Consider the following 16,441-nt stretch of genomic DNA (forward strand, 5'->3'; position numbering starts at 1 on the left):
AGTGGCCACATGAGCCACACTTCTTCCGCGCCTGCTCCTGCCCCGGCTTCCTCACCCCAACCCCCTGTTGCCAAGCGTGTCCCCACCCGTCGCGAACACCACGGCGACGTCTTCGTGGACAACTACGAATGGCTGCGGGACAAGGAATCCCCGGAGGTGGTTGAACACCTCAAGGCTGAGAACGCCTACCAGGAAGCTGTGACCGCGCACCAGGAGCCGCTGCGCGAAGCGATCTTCCAGGAGATCAAGGGCCGCACCCAGGAAACTGACCTGTCCGTGCCCAGCCGCAAGGACGGTTGGTGGTACTACAGCCGCTCCGTGGAGGGCAAGGAATACACCATCCAGTGCCGCGTCCGGGCCCAGGACACGGGAGACCGCGTGGCGGACTGGACTCCGCCGTCGGTTGAACCCGGCGTTACCCTGGCCGGCGAGGAGATCCTCCTGGACGGCAACGTCGAGGCCGAGGGCAAGCCCTTCTTCAGCGTTGGCGGTGCCGCCGTCACCATCGACGGTAACCTCTACGCCTACGCCGTGGACAACGCCGGCGACGAACGCTTCACCCTCCGCATCAAAGACCTCCGCACCGGCGAACTCCTCCCGGACGTGATCGAGAACGTCTTCTACGGCGTGGCCTTCTCCCCCGACGGAACCCGCCTCTTCTACACGGTGGTGGACGAATCCTGGCGCCCCTACCAGGTGAAGGCCCACGTCCTGGGAACGCCGGTCACCGAGGATGAGGTGGTGTACCAGGAGGACGACGTCGCCATGTGGCTGGGCTTCGACCTCGCCTCGGACCGGCGTCACCTCGTGCTCAGCATCGGTTGCTCGGAATACAGCGAAACCCGCCTGCTCCGCTTCGACAACTACGACGCCGGGCTGACCACCGTCATCTCCCGTGACGAGCGCCTTCTCTACGAGGCAGAGCCCTTCCTCCTGGACGGCCGCGAGACCATCCTGCTCACCCACAACAAGGACGCCATCAACTCGATGGTGAGCCTGGTAGATCCTGAAGAACTGGCCAAGCCGCTGTCCGAGCAGGACTGGCGTACCGTCGTCGAACATTCAGACGACGTGCGTGTCAACGGCGCCGGCGTGACCGCCACGCACCTGGTGCTGTCCATCCGGAAGGACACCATTGAACGCGTGCAAGTCCTGCCGCTCGCCGGGCTGGGGATGCCGCAGCAGGCTGCCCCGGTGGAGCCGGAATTCGACGAGGAGCTCTACACCGCGGGCGTCTCCGGCTCCGACTACAACGCTCCCGTCATCCGGATCGGTTACACGTCCTACTTCACGCCGTCGCGGGTTTACGACTTTGTGCTGCCCACCGCTGACGCTCCCGCCGGTGAACTGCTGCTGCGCAAGGAAAGCCCCGTACTGGGCGGCTACTCGGCCGCCGACTACGTCGCCACCCGTGAGTGGGCAACCGCCGACGACGGCACCCGGGTCCCGCTGTCCGTGCTGCGACACGTTTCGGTCAAGCAGGACGGGACGGGCGCCGGCCTGGTGTACGGGTACGGCTCGTACGAAGTGAGCATGGATCCCGGATTCGGCGTGGCCCGGTTGTCCCTGCTGGACCGCGGGATCGTCATGGTGATTGCGCACATCCGCGGTGGTGGAGAGCTGGGCCGGCACTGGTACGACGACGGCAAGAAACTCACCAAGAAGAACACGTTCACGGACTTCATCGCGGCCACGGATTGGCTGGCTTCCTCCGGTTGGGTTGCCCCTGGTCGCATTGCCGCAATGGGTGGCTCGGCGGGCGGCCTGCTCATGGGCGCCGTCGCGAACATGGCGCCGGAGAAGTACGCGGCCGTGGTCGCCCAGGTGCCGTTCGTGGATGCGTTGACCACCATCCTGGATCCGGACCTCCCCCTGTCCGCGCTGGAATGGGAAGAATGGGGCAACCCGATCACGGACCCCGAGGCCTACGCGTACATGAAGTCCTACACACCGTACGAGAACGTGCGGTCCGTGGCTTACCCGAAGATCGCTGCCGTGACCTCTTTCAACGACACCCGTGTGCTGTACGTGGAGCCGGCCAAGTGGGTGCAGGCGCTGCGGTCCGCGTCCACGGGTTCCGAGCCGATCGTGATGAAGATCGAGATGGACGGCGGGCACGGCGGAGCCTCCGGCAGGTACGTCCAGTGGCGTGAGCGTGCGTGGGACTACGCGTTCGTAGCCGACTCCCTCGGCGCGACGGAACTCCTCCCCGGGGCCGGCCTCAAGTAACCCTCCCCGCCACCCAACTGGGTCGCATTTGTGCGCGTTTAGACGGCTCAAAACGCGCACTAATGCGACCTACTTGGGCTGGTGGGGGCGGAGGAGGGCGAAATAGCCGGGGATGACGTCCGGGCGCCCGGGGTTGCTGAGCGGCCGGGTTTCGATGTTGGCCGCCCCCTCCTCCACAAGGTCCCAGTCCGACGGCGGAAACGCCTTGCGCCGTTGAGCGGCACCGAAGCGCCCGGGCATGGGAAGGCCACGGATGGCCCACTCCAGCGGTGCGGGAATGGAGTGGCGCGTCGCGCCGAGGTGGCTGACGTAGTCCACGGGGGTGCCGGGGAAGTTGGTTTCCGCGAGGAACACCGTGCCTCGCCGGCCCACGACCGGCAGCAAGTTCGCTGCCAAAGCAGCCCGGCCCTTCCGGTCCAGGACATGGAGCACGCCGCGGATGAACACGTTGGCGTCTCCGCTGAAGCCCGCCTCTTCCAACGCCGTCCCTACGGTTCGCCACGCGCCGGGTGCCGTGAGGTCCGCAACGGCGAACGACGTCGTCGGGCACTCATGCGATTCGCGCCGCGCCCGCTCAACTGCATTTGCCGAGTAGTCCACGCCCACAGCATGCGGGAAATGCGGGGCGAAGTAGCGGGTGAAGCTGCCGTTGCCGCAGCCGACGTCCACCAACGGAAGGTCTGCATCCAGCAAGGCGAATTTGGGCAGGTAGCTCTCTGCCTCATGGCTGCTGCCCGAGTCCCAGAGGACATCGCCGTCGGCTCCCGTGGAACGTACCTTGCCCCAGTATTGGTCCCATGCGGTCTGCGGGTCCTTGGGTGCCCCGGAGGACAGCCTGATGAGGCGCGGAACCAGCAGGTACTTGCGGAAAGCAGTCAGCATGCTCCCAATATATGGGCGCTTACGCGTCGATCAGCCAGTTGAGTGCTTCTGTTTCGTCCGTGAAGAATTTGGTGGGGCACGGGGGCTTCATGATTCCGAGGAAGAAATTGGCGATCACCCTGTCCACCGGCGACGACCCCCACAAGGCGATGCGCGAGGCCTGGCAAGGTTTCGCGAACACGGACCGGGCGCCGCGGGTGACATCGTTGGTAGTGGCCATGTCCACGATCATCGGATGCCGGTCCTCCCCGCAGATCTCGTTCACGCGGTCCATGGCGCGCTGGGCGTCCCGTTCCTTGATGCGCGCTCCCCGGGGCCACGTCAGCCGAAGAATTCCCGGTTCCTCCAATTCAAGCTCAAAATCAACCGGCTGATAGTCCTGGGATGCTGCCTGCTCCACCGTGCTCCTCGACGTTTCGTAACCGGGGCACCGCTGATTCCTCCCCCGACACATCAACACTTGCCGAGCGCGTGCCCAATGTAAAGAGGCAGGACGCGACCCATTTGGCCATGCCGGGCCGTGACCTGCGGATGCGCTGATAAGGTGTGCAACATCTGGTAAAACCGTGGAACAAAAGTTGTAACGGAAGGGGCTCAGTGGTTCACAACGGAGCCGAAGTACAGCACGTTCCGCTCACGGCCGTGGTGCTGGATTCGGACGTGGGACGGTTGACGACGACGTCGGCCGCCCTCACCGCTGCCGGCTTCCAGGTTTTCCCTGCTTCAAACCCTGATTCACTGGCCATCAGCCTCGAACACAACCACCCCTCGATCGTGGTGGTGGAGAACGCCCTCGCCCACGGACTGCGCAGTCCCGGGATCCCCGTCCTGCTGCTGCTGAACGCCGGGGATTCCGTGGACCTCGAGGAAGCAGAGGCGTGGCGGGTAGTCGACTACGTCATCAACCCCGTCCGCCCGGACGAGCTGGTTCACAGGGTCAACACGCTCATTGGCAGGTCCAGGGAACGCTCCCGCTCGCGCCACCACATGGAGGCCCTGCGGGAAAGCCTGCGCAACGTGTCGGCCGCGATCCGTGAAACCAACGACCCCCAGCTCATTGCCGACCACGTAGTCCGGGGTTTCGGCGAAGCGTTGGGGGTGAAGCACGTCTGGTTCGCAACGTTCCGTGACGAGCGCGTCCCCTCCATCCGGGCACAGTGGAACGCCCCCGGCAGCAAACAGCTTCCCGCCAAGCTCGGCAACAGCGAGAACGCCATCGCAGAGCTGTCCAACCTTCTGTGGACCGAGGCGGACGTCTTGGCAGTGCTTGACCACCGAGAGGAACCGGATTGCACCATCAGCCGGACCTTGCGCGAATGGTCCCCCGAACTGCACCCTGTGTCCACGGCCATCCTCCCTGTTGGCGAAGGTGCCTCGGCACTGGGCGTGGTCCTCCTGTGCACCGAGAACCGGATCCATGACTGGACGCGCCCCGAACTCTCACTCATGCAGCACGTGGCGGGGAACGTTGCCCATGGGCTCATCCAGGGCCACCTCATCAGCGCCCAGCAACGGGTGCTGCAGCAGCTGAGGCAGTTGGACAAGGCCAAGACCGATTTCCTCGCCACCGTGAACCACGAACTCCGGACTCCCCTGACCTCCATCACGGCCTACTTGGACATGATCCGCGACGGCTCCGGCGGTCCGGTCCCCGACGGCATCAAGAAGATGCTGGACGTCATCGCCAGGAACTCGGACCGGCTCCGGCGCCTGATCGAGGACATGCTGACGGTTTCCATGCAGGACGGCAGCAACCTGAACCTCAAACCCGTGGATATCGACAAGCTGCTGCAGGTTGTTGTTGCCACGCTCCGGCCCTTGGCTGAGTCCAGGCACGTGGATATCTCCTACGTTGAAGCCTCCGAAGACATCGAGGTCACCGCAGACGAAGCCAAGCTCGAGCAGGTCTTCACCAACATCGTCGCCAACGCGATCAAGTTCACTCCGGAGGGTGGCCGGGTTGGGATTACCAGCGTCCTGGAGGAAACGGACGACGGCGGACACGCGGCACTGGTGCGCGTGGCGGACACTGGCCTTGGCATCCCTGAACACGATCTGCCCCATATCTTCACCCGCTTCTACCGGGCATCAAACGCAACGTCGGCGGCAGTACCCGGCAGCGGGCTGGGCCTGGCGATCGCGCAGGACATCGTCAGCAGGCACATGGGACGGCTGAACCTTGATTCCACCCTGGGGGCAGGGACCACGGTGTCCATTGAGCTCCCTGTCGGCGGGCCGTAAGCAACAGGCGAGCAACGCCGTCGTCGGTTTCTGCCCCCGCATTGTCGTGTGACAGCTCAGTCAAGCATGCAGGCCAGTCCTGACGGCGGGGTCACTAATCCGCGACACATATCGAAACAAAACAGATGCCCCGGGTAACAACCCGGGGCATCAAATTGCGTCATGGGGCCTTTTCAGGCGTCCCCCCAATTTAGTTCGGCCACCATCCGATGCTGGTGGTGTTTGTCTTGGTGGTGACGCTGTTCGGCCACCAGCCGATTGCCGTGGAGTCCTGCGACGGCTCGGCGTTAGCCGGAGCAGCGAATCCTGTAACTGCCAGGACTGCCGCCATGAGCAGGGTTGCCGCAAATTTCTTCATCCGCTGTGCCCTTTCGTTTTGATGCGAATTGAGTGTGTGACTTGAACAATGTCACGGGGCAAACTATACGAGCTTTTCAATGCTAATGACATGGATAATGGGTTTATGCAGAGTCCCCACCTGGCATCACACGTTGTAGCAGGGCTCAATGCACGTGCCAAATGGAAAGAGCGAAGATTCGACGAGGCTTTCGAACTCGCCGGTGACGCTGCTGACCTGGCCGGTGCCGCCGGGGATGACGACACGTGGTGGGAAATGCTCTACCTCCAAGCAGAATGCCGCCGGGACCAGGGCAGCATCGAAGAATACCTGCGACTGGCAACCGAACTGAACAATCACAAACTCACAGCAGCTTCCCCCGAACGCGGCGCGAAAGCCGGGACCATGGTGGCTGTCGCTTTCCAGGGTTTGGGCCGTTTGGCCGAGGCTGCTGCCATGGCCTCGGACTCCGCCAAAGTGGCCGCGGGCCACCCCGATCTGCTGGATGTCCAGATCCTCGCCCAGCGCGCACTCATCGCGGCGTTGGCCGAAAGCCGCCTGCTTGAGGACGCCTGGCGCGAATGCCTGCAGCTGGAAACCCTGCTGGCGGATGTTGACGAGGACACTGCGGGCAAGGGCTACTGGGTCATCGGTAACGTCGCATTCCTCGCGGACAGGGTTGCCGACGGCGGGCTGTACCACGACCTCGCGGCCGAACGACTGTCCCCCTCCAAGGATGTGGACCTGTGGGCGCGGTTCAACCGGGCCTCGGCGGAGATGAGGCTTCAGGCCAAGCTCCTGGACTCCGCAACGCTGCGCTGCATCGAACGGGCGGAGATGGCAACGGACATTGTGGGCGGCTCCGAGCGGGACCACTTGGAGATGTCCCTGGTCCGCGCCCGTTGGAACTACCTCAACCAGGACATGCCCGAAGCTTTGTCCATCCTCGAGCCGCTCTGTGCACAATCCTCCATCCTTGCCACCCAGACAGCCGCCGAAGCACACTTCCTCCTCGGCAGGACCCTGCTGGCACTGGGCAGGCTGGATGATGCCGAGGCCGTGTTCGACAAGTCCGCAAGCCTCTTCGACCAATCAGCCCTGCCCGAGCGCAGTTCGGCCGTGCATGACTACCTCCGCGATAATGTTGGCAGTGCTGCGAAAGAACGGGGCGGCGAACACAGGGGGTGAGCAGGTGCCGCAGGAGGACTCAATAGCCGGGAAGGACCCACGGCTGGGCAAGCTCCTGGACGGAATCGTCCGGCTCGCTGCCGGTGACCTTGACGCCCGGATGGAAGTCTCGGACGCCCGGGACGAGATCGACGCCGTCATCATGGGCACCAATCTCCTGGCCGAAGACCTGCAAATCGCCTACGCGGAAATGGAACAGCGCGTAGTCGCCCGAACGCGGCAGCTGCACGAGGCACACCGCGAAATGCAGCACATGGCCATGACGGATTCCCTCACCGGTCTCAGCAACCGTTCGGCGTTCACCACGGCCCTCACCGACGCCCAGGAGAAAGCCACCGTACAGGGGCAGCGCCCGGCCATCCTTCTGCTCGACATGAACGGCTTCAAAGGCATCAACGACTCCCTGGGCCACACCATCGGCGACAAAGTCCTCGAAACGGTGGCAGGGCGCATCACCGGCGCAGTGCGGGAAGAAGACATCGTCGCCCGCATGGGAGGGGACGAATTCGCCATCCTCCTGCACGACGTGACCCCGGCGGTTGCCGCATCGATCGGCAACCGGGTGCTCGCCGCCGTCGACGGCATCATGGAAATCGAGGGCCACTACGTGCGCTGCGGAGCGAGCATGGGCCTCCGCATGGCCGCGCCTGGACAGAGTGCCCAGGAACTGATGATGGAAGCGGACATCGCCATGTACGAGTCCAAAGCCGAGGGCCGCGGCCGGCTCAAGTCATTCCAACCAGCCATGCTGCATGCCCGGCAGCTCCGAAACCAGATGGTCAACGAGCTCAAGGAAGCCATCTCCGGCAATGAGCTGGTGCTGTTCTACCAGCCGATCATCCGGCTGGACACCCGCGAAATCGAGGGCGTGGAAGCCTTGGTCCGGTGGAACCATCCCTCGCGCGGCATGGTGATGCCGGACGAGTTCATTCCCATCGCCGAGGAAACGGGTCTCATCTCCGACCTGGGCGGCTGGGTGCTGCGCACCGCCGTCGAGCAGTTGCAGCGCTGGCGCAACGATCCCCTCACAGCGCACCACAACTTCAACATGCGCATCAATGTCTCCGCCGCGGACCTGCAGCGGCTCGAATTCGTGGAGGACGTCCGGGACGCGCTGTCCACAGCCAAGCTCGACCCCACATTGCTGGTCCTCGAGCTGACCGAAAGCGCCGTGATCCAAGGCAACGACCTCGACCGGTACACCCTCAGCAGTCTGGAACGGCTCGGCGTCGGCATGGAGATCGACGATTTCGGCACCGGCTACTCCTCCATCGACTATCTCCGCCGGCTGCCCGTCCACGCCGTCAAAGTGGACCGCTCGCTACTCTCGGCCCTCGGCAGCGATCCCGCCCAACCCGCGCTGCTGGCCGCCGTGCTGCAGCTCATCCGCGCTTGCGGGCTCGGCGCCGTGTGGGAGGGCATCGAGACCGAGGACCAGGCCCGGTACCTGCTCAGCATCGGCTGCACCAGCGGGCAGGGGTACTACTTCAGCAGGCCGCTCTCGGAGGAAGTACTCACCGAGCAGCTCAAGCACCACAAGACCTGGCCGGTGGCGGACTAGGAGTACGACGGCGGCCTGCCGGCTTGGTTGCCGGCCGCCGGCGTGGGGCTACTCGCCGTTGCGCCGGGCACGCCACTCGGAGTCGAGGATGGCGTAGATGTTCTCGGTGGCCCACTGCCCCTTGTAGTGCCAGATGTCCACGAGGGACGCCTCCAGCCGCATGCCGATACGCTTGCAGATCGCCGCCGAACCGTGGTTGAGGGCGTCCAGCTTGGCATCGACGCGATGGAAGGCGAGGAGTCCGAAGGCCAGGTCCAGCACGGCTTCCGCGGCCTCCGTGGCGATTCCCTGGCCCCTCGCATCAGGATGCAGGATCCAGCCAACCTCGGCCTGCCCCGGCCCTTCCAACCACTTCAGCACCACCTCGCCGAGCAGTCCCGGCTCATCCTGCCGCTCGATCGCCAGGCAGACCCAGTCGCCCTCCTGCTTGAATTCGAAGTTCGCGTAGCGCCCCAGCACCTCCATGGCTTTGGTCTTGCTCAGGGGCGGGCGCAAAAGGAACCGCGCGGTCTCGGGGAGGGACTGGTAGGCGTGGAAGCGTTCCAGGTCCTCGGCCTCGAAGCGCCGCAGGATGAGGCGTTTGGTGATGATCGGGAGCGCGATATCGGGCATGTCTTCGAGGCTACAGTGCTGGTCCGAAAGGATGTCCAGTTCAGGCCTTGGAGCTTTGTCCAGTCTTGACACGTGGCGCGATCTGGGATTACCTAATGAACATTCGGTAAATAAAGCTGGAGGCAATGACGCATGGTTGAAACAACCCTCTCCGGTGCTTCGCACCACATCCTGACGAACGACTATGCGTCCGAATGGATGGGCATCGAGGTCCTCAAGGTCGACGACGGACACGCCACCATCAGGATGAAGCTCCGCCAGGAAATGCTCAACGGCTTCGGCATGGCACACGGCGGAATGATCTTCGCCTTCGGTGACACCGCCTTCGCGCTGGCCTGCAACCCGGCCAGCCCGACGCCCGAGGAGGCCGCCACCATCACGGTTGCATCCGGCGTCGACATCAACTTCATCAAGCCGGCCTTCGAAGGCCAGGTGATCACCGCCGTCGCCAACCGCCGTGCCACAACGGGCCGCAGCGGCCTGTACGACATCCAGCTCTACGCGGCTGACGAGTCCTCCTCCCCCACCATCACCGAACCCGGCGAACTCATTGCAGAGTTCCGTGGCCGCAGCCGCACCATCTCCAAGAAGTAGGAAGCCATGACACAGAACACCGTCGCCGCAACAGCCACCCCGGAGGCAGCCGCTGTTCCCGGACTGGACCGCGAGGAAACCATCTCCCGCGACGAGCTCGAGGCCCTGCAGCTCAGCCGCCTCCAGCACACTGTCGCCTACGCCTACGACCGCGTGCCGCTGTACAAGCGCAAGTTCGACGAAGCCGGCGTCCACCCCAGCGATCTGCGCGAACTGGGCGACCTGGGCAAGTTCCCCTTCACCACCAAGGAAGACCTCCGCCTGGAGTACCCGTTCGGCATGTTCGCCGTCCCGCAGGACCAGGTTGCCCGCATCCACGCGAGCTCCGGCACCACCGGCCGCCCCACCGTGGTGGGCTACACCAAGAACGACCTCGCCAACTGGGCCACGCTGGTTGCCCGCTCGCTGCGCGCCTCGGGCGTGCGCCCCGGAATGAAGGTCCACAACGCCTACGGCTACGGCCTGTTCACGGGCGGCCTCGGCGCACACGCCGGCGCCGAAGCCCTCGGCTGCACCGTCATTCCCATGTCCGGCGGCCAGACCGAGCGCCAGATCCAGCTCATCCAGGACTTCGAGCCGGATGCCATCCTGGCCACGCCCACGTACTTGCTGACCATTGCCGACGCCATGGCCCAGCAGGGCATCGACCCCAAGTCGACGTCGCTCAGGTACGCCGTCCTCGGCGCCGAACCGTGGACCGAGGAGATGCGCCGCGAACTCGAAGTCACCATGGACATCAAAGCCTGCGACATCTACGGGCTCTCCGAGGTCATGGGCCCCGGCGTCGCCGGCGAAGCCGTGGAAACCCAGGACGGCTGCCACATCTGGGAAGACCACTTCCGCCCCGAAATCATCGACCCCTTCGACCACACACGAGTCCTGGGTGACGGCGAACCGGGCGAGCTCGTCTTCACGTCCCTGACCAAGGAAGCGCTGCCGATCATCCGGTACCGCACCAAGGACCTCACGCGCCTGCTCCCCGGCACGGCCCGTCCGGCCCACCGCCGCATGGGACGCATCACCGGCCGCAGCGACGACATGATCATCCTCCGCGGCGTGAACCTGTTCCCGTCCCAGATCGAGGAAATCGCTTTGAGGATCCCGGAGCTCAGCCCGCACTTCCAGCTGGAGCTCACGCGGCCCGAAGGCAAGCGCATGGACTCCCTGACGGTGCGGATCGAGCGCCGCGAGAACGTTCCGGTTGAAGCAGGCACGACGGCGGCACACGCCTTGCGCGAGCAGATCAAGATTCACGTCGGGTCATCGTGCGTAGTGGACGTCGTTGAGCCCGGCTCGCTTGAACGCTCCAACGGCAAGCTCCGCCGCATCTACGACCTTCGCCCCAAGGCCTAGTCTTCCCGGTGACGCCCCGTGTACTTCACGGGGCGTCTTCGGTTTGACAGGTCCGCCCACTGATCGTGAGAAAATGCCACCATGCCAACTGAGACAACCTCCAAGCGCGGACGGCCCGGTTACGACCAGCAGTCGGTGCTCCGCATCGCCGTCGACGTCTTCAACCGCCACGGGTACGACGCAACGTCCATGGGCATCCTGGCCGAAAACCTCGGAATCTCGAAGTCGGCCATCTACCACCACGTCCCGTCCAAGGGCGACCTCCTGAAGCTTGCCTTGGACCACGCCCTGGGCGGCTTGGAGGCCATCCTGGAGCAACCCGAGGCCATGACCGGCCCCGCCGACGCCCGCTTGGAATTCGTGCTGCGACAAACCATTGCAGTGCTCGTGGAACGGCTCCCCTTCGTCACGTTGCTCCTGCGCCTGCGCGGGAACACCGACATTGAGCGCGACGCCTTGGAACGCCGTCGTGCATTTGACCATAAGGTGGCTGCGCTCATCTCCGCTGCGCGCGAGGACGGCTCGCTGCGGCAGGACATCGATCCCCGCACGGTCACAAGGCTCCTGTTCGGCACCATCAACTCGATCGTGGAGTGGTACAAGCCCGGCGGCTCGCTGTCCCCGGAGAAGCTCGCGGACGACGTGATCACCATGGCATTCGACGGCCTCCACGCCGCCGCCTGACCCTCTCTCACCTCCCGCCGCGTTTAGGGCGTCCCTCTCTCACCTCCCGCCCCCTTCCCGGCGTCCCTCTATCACCTCCCGCCCCCTTCCCGGCCGGACGCGACAGAAATTCGTAAGGTCTCCGGAGCCGCTGCGAGCGTAGGATTTTCAGCGTAGGAGGTGGCCATCATGCAACTAGCCCTCAACACAGCCACAACTGTCCTGCCCGTCGATGACATGAGCCGCGCGCACGCTTTCTATGCGGAAAAGCTCGGCCTGCCACACCGTGGGAAAACCTGGGACGGAAACGATTTGTTCGGCAACGACGGCGGCGCGATGCTGCAGTTGCTGCCCATCACGGATGGCATGCACTCAAGCCATACCGCACTGAGTTTTGAGGTCCACGACATCGAGCGATTGGTCGCTGAAATGGAAGCCAGGGGCGTTTCATTCCAAGACTATGACGAGCCCGGCCTCAAGACGGAAAACCATATTTGCACTACTGAAGCCGAGAAATGCGCTTGGTTTATGGACACGGAGAACAACATCCTCTGCATCCACGAAACGCTCGGGCAGCAGGCCGAATACCAGCTATAAAGACTAACGACGAAACGCTCTCCTTTTTGGGAGAGCGTTTCGTCGTTCGCGGCGGGAAGTGATAGAGCAACCCCCCAAAACCCGCGGGAAGTGATAGAGCAACCCCCCAAAACCCGCGAGAAGTGATAGAGGGTTACTTCTCCACGAGGGTGAGGACGTCGTAGGTGGCTACGATGTCGTCGTTCTGGTTGGTCAGGACTGCGTCCCAGGCAACCTCGCCGTACTCGTCCGTTTCACGCGGCGTGATCTTCTTGGCGGTCAGGGTCACCCGGATGGAGTCGCCCGCGGCAACCGGCGTGATGAAGCGCAGGTTCTCCAGGCCGTAGTTGGCCAGGACGGGACCCGGAGCCGGCTCTACGAACAGACCCGCAGCCCAGCTAAGCAGCAGGTAGCCGTGAGCCACGATGCCCGGGAAGAACGGGTTGGCCTCGGCGGCTTCCTGGTTGGTGTGCGCGTAGAAAGTATCGCCGGTGGAGTTTGCGAAGGCCGTGATGTCCTCCAGCGTGACCTCGCGGAGGTCGGATCGAACAGCATCACCGATCCGCAGGGTGGACAAGTGCTTGCGGAAGGGGTGCTCACCTTCGGTTTCGATGGTGAAGTTCCGGTCGGCACCGGTGTGCCACTGGCCGGTGACGGCGGTGAGCATGTTCGGCGAACCCTGGATGGCCGTGCGCTGCATGTGGTGCAGCACGGAGCGGATGCCGCCCAGTTCTTCGCCGCCGCCTGCGCGGCCGGGGCCGCCGTGGACAAGGTGCGGAACGGGGGAACCGTGGCCGGTGGAAGAGCGTGCGTCTTCGCGGTTGAGCATGTGGACACGGCCGTGGTGGGCTGCGATTCCGGTAACCAATTCACGGGCCACAGCGGGATCGTTGGTGCACACGGAGGCCACCAGCGAGCCGGAACCGCGGGCAGCGAGGCGCACGGCGTCGGCGAGGTCGGTGTAGCCAAGTACGGAAGAAACGGGCCCGAAGGCTTCGAGGGAGTGAACTTCTTCGGCTTCCGCGTCAGCCCAGCTGAGGAGCACCGGAGCCATGAAGGCGCCGTCCTCCACTACGCCGACGGTGCCGCCGACGGAGGTGACCGACGGCGAATCGAGGCTTCCGTACGCAAGCTCACCGCCGGCGTCGAGCATGGACTGGACGGCCGCGCGAACATCGGCGAGCTGCTCCAGCGAAGCGAGGGCACCCATGGTGACGCCTTCGGCGCGCGGGTCACCGACCACAACACGTTCGTTGATGCGGGCGCCGATGGCTGCGGCGACCTCGGAGGTCAGCTCCTTGGGGACGAGCACGCGGCGGATGGCGGTGCACTTCTGGCCTGCCTTGACGGTCATCTCGGTGACGACGGCTTTGACGAAAGCGTCGAACTCGGGGGTGCCGGGGACGGCGTCGGGGCCGAGGATGGCCGCGTTCAGCGAGTCCGTCTCCGAGGTGAAGCGGACGCCGCCCTGCACCACGTTGGGGTGGGACTTCAGGGACTTGGCCGTTGCGGCGGAACCGGTGAAAGACACGAGGTCGCGGTAGTCGAGTTCGTCCAGGAGCGTGCGAGCCGAACCGGAGATCAGCTGGAGCGAACCTGCGGGAAGGATGCCGGATTCCACGATGGCCTTAACGGCAGCCGCGGCGACATAGCCCGTGGGCGTTGCCGGCTTGACGATGGTTGGCACGCCGGCAAGGAAGGACGGCGCAAACTTCTCCAGCATCCCCCAGACCGGGAAGTTGAAGGCATTGATCTGGACGGCAACGCCGGGAATGCGGGTGTAGATGTGCTCGCCGGCGAACGAACCGTCCTTGGACAGGACCTCCATGGGGCCGTCCACGATCACCTGCGAGTTAGGCAGTTCACGCCGACCCTTGGAGCCGAACGTGAAGAGCACGCCGATGCCGCCGTCGATGTCGATCATGTTGTCGATCTTGGTGGCGCCGGACTGCGAGGACTGGGCGTAGAGCTCTTCGCGGCGGCCGTTCAGGTACTGTGCGAGTTCCTTGAGCTTGAGGGCGCGCTGGTGGAACGTCAGCTTGCCGAGTTCCGCCTGGCCCGTGGTGCGTCCGTAATTCACGACGGCGGCAAGGTCCAGGCCGTCGGTGCTCACGTTGGCCAGGACTTCGCCGGTGCTGGCATCACGCACAGGCACGGTCTTGGCTTCGGGCGCCGGGGTCCACCACGCGTCCTGAACGTAGCTGGGGACGGTGGCAACGTCTGTGGTTTCCGGGGCGACTGCTGTAGTGGTCATCGTCGACGGGTCCTTCCGAGGCACATGAAAGCGGCACGGTCGAATGTCAGGGGACCAACATTACTGACCGGCCGTTCGGTAATATATACAGACTACATGAATGCCTCGGAGAGTACAGCGGGAATTTACGCCCATTGTGATAGAGGGTTGCCCGAAACCCGGCGGGATGTGAGAGAAGGATCAGGACCGGCTGCCCAGCTTCCGTGCCAACAGCAGCGGTTTCTTCAGGAACTCGCCCACGCTGGTCCGGGTAATGATCGTCTGATTCAGGGCATCCAGCCGCCCCAGGACCTGGTCCAGCTTGGCAGTGGTCTCATCGAGCCGCCTCTCCTGTGCCCGGATGAGTTCCTCTTGTTCGGCCAGCACGCGGGACAAATAGAGCACCGTCCCCATCCCGCCTTGGGCAACCTCGGTCCGCAGATGGTCGTCGCGGACCAGGGCATCGTAACGGGCATGCTCTGCGGCCTTGGCAAAAATGCTGTTGCCGTCATGCCCATCCGATTCCGGCCGCTGCGACCAAAAAGCCAACGGTTCCCCGTCGATGAATCCGACGCGCGAATGGCTCAGCACGCGCAGGTGGAATTCCCAGTCCCCCACCACGGGAAGATCCTCGTTGTAATACCCGACGGCGTCATGGAGACTCCTGCGGTACAGGAAGGAAATGGGTACCGCGCGGTTGATCCGGAGCATGTCCGCAAGGGTGATCTGCCGCAGGTCCGCCCAGAAAATCTCACGCCGGACAGGCTCGATCCTGCCGTCTGCAATCTCCTCGATGACAATTTCCGTCCGCACCATGACCCCCGCGTCCGATGCATGCGCCGGGTCATCCAGATACGCCACGGTGCGCTCCAGGAAGGTGGGCGCCCAGAAATCATCGTCATCGTGGATCACCACGAACTCGCCGGTGCCGGCCTTGATTCCCGCATTCGACGCCGCTTCCATCCCCACAGACTCAGCATGGTGAAGCGTGGTGATACGCGCCTGCTCAGCTTGCGACCGCTGGGAGGTGAGCTGTTCGACGGCGGCCGGGTCGCCGCCGTCGTTGACGATGACCAACTCGAAATCCTGGAAAGTCTGGGCAAAGATGTCGTCCAACGCGCGGGCCAGGAAGACCGGCCTGTTCTTGGTACGGGTCACGATGGTGATGCGGGCGGTCATGGCTCGTCCATTCAGTTGGGGATGGTGATCAATCCTGCATGCTAGCAGCGCGCCGGGGCCAGGGATGGAGCTTCGCAACAAGATCGGAAATTTCCTGCTCCGTTACGCCGTGCCCCGCCAGGTAGGCGCGCGCGTCCAGCTCGTCCAGGAACCGGCGCAGGGCATCCCTCCGCCGCTCCAACAGCTCTTCCAAATCCTGGTCCGGAAGGTAGGTATCATGGGCATGCGGCGCACCGTGGGTCCGGTGGCGTTCGTTGATGCCGCGGGCCGCCAGCTCGTAGCCGCGCAGGATCTCTGCGTCCTCAATGCCGGCCAGCCGTTGCAGTATCAGTGCGATCATGCCGCTCCGGTCCCGCCCCGCCGAGCAATGCACCACCACCTTGCCCGGAGACGCAGCGATCGCTTTGAACACGCGGGCAATCTTGTCCCCGAACATCGCCAGGTACTCCGCGTACTGCCCGGGCTCCTTGAGGTAGGGGCCAAAGGTGGTGCCGAAGTCGCTGTGGTCCGGGTCTTCCGTGGGGCAATGCACGACGGCGATCTGCGCCTTCGCGTCGTCCGGAACGTGGGGATCGGTGTCGCGTTGCCGCCGCTCGCGGGAGGCGCGGAGGTCGATCACGGTGCGGACACCGTCGTCGTACATTTGACGCCAGCCAGCCTCCGTTACCCACTCGTGGCGCCCCATCCGGTACACGTCCCCGGCAATGCGCCAAGCATTGACCGCACCGTCCCAATCGACGGCCTGCAAGCGGCCTGCCGCGGCGTTCCCATCCATGGAAGCCATGCTAGCCGT

At 64.4% G+C, this 16,441-nt stretch carries 15 protein-coding genes; 8 read left to right on the forward strand and 7 right to left on the reverse strand.

The window, feature by feature from the left end:
* The first annotated feature begins 9 nt into the window (after positions 1–9).
* Complete coding sequence (locus OCL88_RS01870) at positions 10–2,229, forward strand: S9 family peptidase (protein WP_264961408.1); 2,220 nt, start codon at positions 10–12, stop codon at positions 2,227–2,229.
* Positions 2,230–2,298: 69 nt separating this feature from the next.
* Here the strand turns inward: OCL88_RS01870 and OCL88_RS01875 are convergent, their stop codons facing one another.
* Both OCL88_RS01875 and OCL88_RS01880 read right to left on the reverse strand, forming a co-directional pair.
* A complete protein-coding gene (locus OCL88_RS01875) occupies positions 2,299–3,111 on the reverse strand; it encodes a class I SAM-dependent methyltransferase (RefSeq protein WP_264961409.1) in 813 nt (270 codons plus the stop codon).
* Positions 3,112–3,130: 19 nt separating this feature from the next.
* Positions 3,131–3,511 carry an STAS/SEC14 domain-containing protein gene (locus tag OCL88_RS01880; protein WP_264961410.1) on the reverse strand — a complete coding sequence of 127 codons (381 nt, stop codon included), beginning with the start codon at positions 3,509–3,511 and terminating at the stop codon, positions 3,131–3,133.
* A gap of 197 nt (positions 3,512–3,708) precedes the next feature.
* Here OCL88_RS01880 and OCL88_RS01885 point away from each other — a divergent pair, with 197 nt between their 5' ends.
* Complete coding sequence (locus OCL88_RS01885; protein ID WP_264961411.1) at positions 3,709–5,352, forward strand: GAF domain-containing sensor histidine kinase; 1,644 nt, start codon at positions 3,709–3,711, stop codon at positions 5,350–5,352.
* A 190-nt stretch (positions 5,353–5,542) separates the two neighbouring features.
* Here the strand turns inward: OCL88_RS01885 and OCL88_RS01890 are convergent, their stop codons facing one another.
* The gene (locus tag OCL88_RS01890; RefSeq protein WP_021473873.1) at positions 5,543–5,710 is read right to left on the reverse strand and encodes a hypothetical protein; all 168 of its coding nucleotides are present in this window, start codon (positions 5,708–5,710) and stop codon (positions 5,543–5,545) included.
* 105 nt (positions 5,711–5,815) lie between these two features.
* On the opposite strand from OCL88_RS01890, the gene OCL88_RS01895 reads away from it, so the two are divergent.
* On the forward strand, positions 5,816–6,877 hold the full coding sequence (locus OCL88_RS01895) for a hypothetical protein (protein WP_264961412.1): 1,062 nt from the start codon (positions 5,816–5,818) through the stop codon (positions 6,875–6,877).
* Positions 6,878–6,881: 4 nt separating this feature from the next.
* On the forward strand, positions 6,882–8,438 hold the full coding sequence (locus tag OCL88_RS01900) for a putative bifunctional diguanylate cyclase/phosphodiesterase (RefSeq protein WP_264961442.1): 1,557 nt from the start codon (positions 6,882–6,884) through the stop codon (positions 8,436–8,438).
* Between the two features lie 48 nt (positions 8,439–8,486).
* Here OCL88_RS01900 and OCL88_RS01905 read toward each other — a convergent pair whose 3' ends face one another.
* Positions 8,487–9,050: a GNAT family N-acetyltransferase gene (locus tag OCL88_RS01905; RefSeq protein ID WP_166186644.1), complete on the reverse strand. Its 564-nt coding sequence runs from the start codon at positions 9,048–9,050 to the stop codon at positions 8,487–8,489.
* A 132-nt stretch (positions 9,051–9,182) separates the two neighbouring features.
* Here OCL88_RS01905 and OCL88_RS01910 point away from each other — a divergent pair, with 132 nt between their 5' ends.
* The 4 genes from OCL88_RS01910 to OCL88_RS01925 all read left to right on the forward strand — a co-directional run bounded on the left by OCL88_RS01910 (position 9,183) and on the right by OCL88_RS01925 (position 12,257).
* On the forward strand, positions 9,183–9,644 hold the full coding sequence (locus tag OCL88_RS01910) for a hotdog fold thioesterase (protein WP_021473869.1): 462 nt from the start codon (positions 9,183–9,185) through the stop codon (positions 9,642–9,644).
* Positions 9,645–9,650: 6 nt separating this feature from the next.
* Positions 9,651–10,997, forward strand: coding sequence for a phenylacetate--CoA ligase PaaK (gene paaK, locus OCL88_RS01915; protein WP_264961413.1), 1,347 nt, complete (start codon positions 9,651–9,653; stop codon positions 10,995–10,997).
* Positions 10,998–11,078: 81 nt separating this feature from the next.
* Complete coding sequence (locus tag OCL88_RS01920) at positions 11,079–11,681, forward strand: TetR/AcrR family transcriptional regulator (RefSeq protein WP_021473867.1); 603 nt, start codon at positions 11,079–11,081, stop codon at positions 11,679–11,681.
* Positions 11,682–11,849: 168 nt separating this feature from the next.
* Positions 11,850–12,257, forward strand: a complete 408-nt coding sequence (locus tag OCL88_RS01925) for a VOC family protein (RefSeq protein WP_062097766.1) — start codon at positions 11,850–11,852, stop codon at positions 12,255–12,257.
* 133 nt (positions 12,258–12,390) lie between these two features.
* Here the strand turns inward: OCL88_RS01925 and paaZ are convergent, their stop codons facing one another.
* The 3 genes from paaZ to OCL88_RS01940 all read right to left on the reverse strand — a co-directional run bounded on the left by paaZ (position 12,391) and on the right by OCL88_RS01940 (position 16,423).
* Positions 12,391–14,490 (reverse strand): phenylacetic acid degradation bifunctional protein PaaZ, encoded by a 2,100-nt coding sequence (paaZ, locus tag OCL88_RS01930; protein ID WP_264961414.1) that lies wholly within the window; start codon positions 14,488–14,490, stop codon positions 12,391–12,393.
* A 180-nt stretch (positions 14,491–14,670) separates the two neighbouring features.
* Positions 14,671–15,648 carry a glycosyltransferase family 2 protein gene (locus OCL88_RS01935; protein ID WP_264961415.1) on the reverse strand — a complete coding sequence of 326 codons (978 nt, stop codon included), beginning with the start codon at positions 15,646–15,648 and terminating at the stop codon, positions 14,671–14,673.
* Positions 15,649–15,676: 28 nt separating this feature from the next.
* Positions 15,677–16,423 carry a tyrosine-protein phosphatase gene (locus tag OCL88_RS01940; RefSeq protein WP_264961416.1) on the reverse strand — a complete coding sequence of 249 codons (747 nt, stop codon included), beginning with the start codon at positions 16,421–16,423 and terminating at the stop codon, positions 15,677–15,679.
* Between the last annotated feature and the right edge of the window lie 18 nt (positions 16,424–16,441).

The organism is Paenarthrobacter sp. PAE-2 (genome assembly GCF_026013155.1).
Lineage (GTDB): Bacteria > Actinomycetota > Actinomycetes > Actinomycetales > Micrococcaceae > Arthrobacter > Arthrobacter ureafaciens.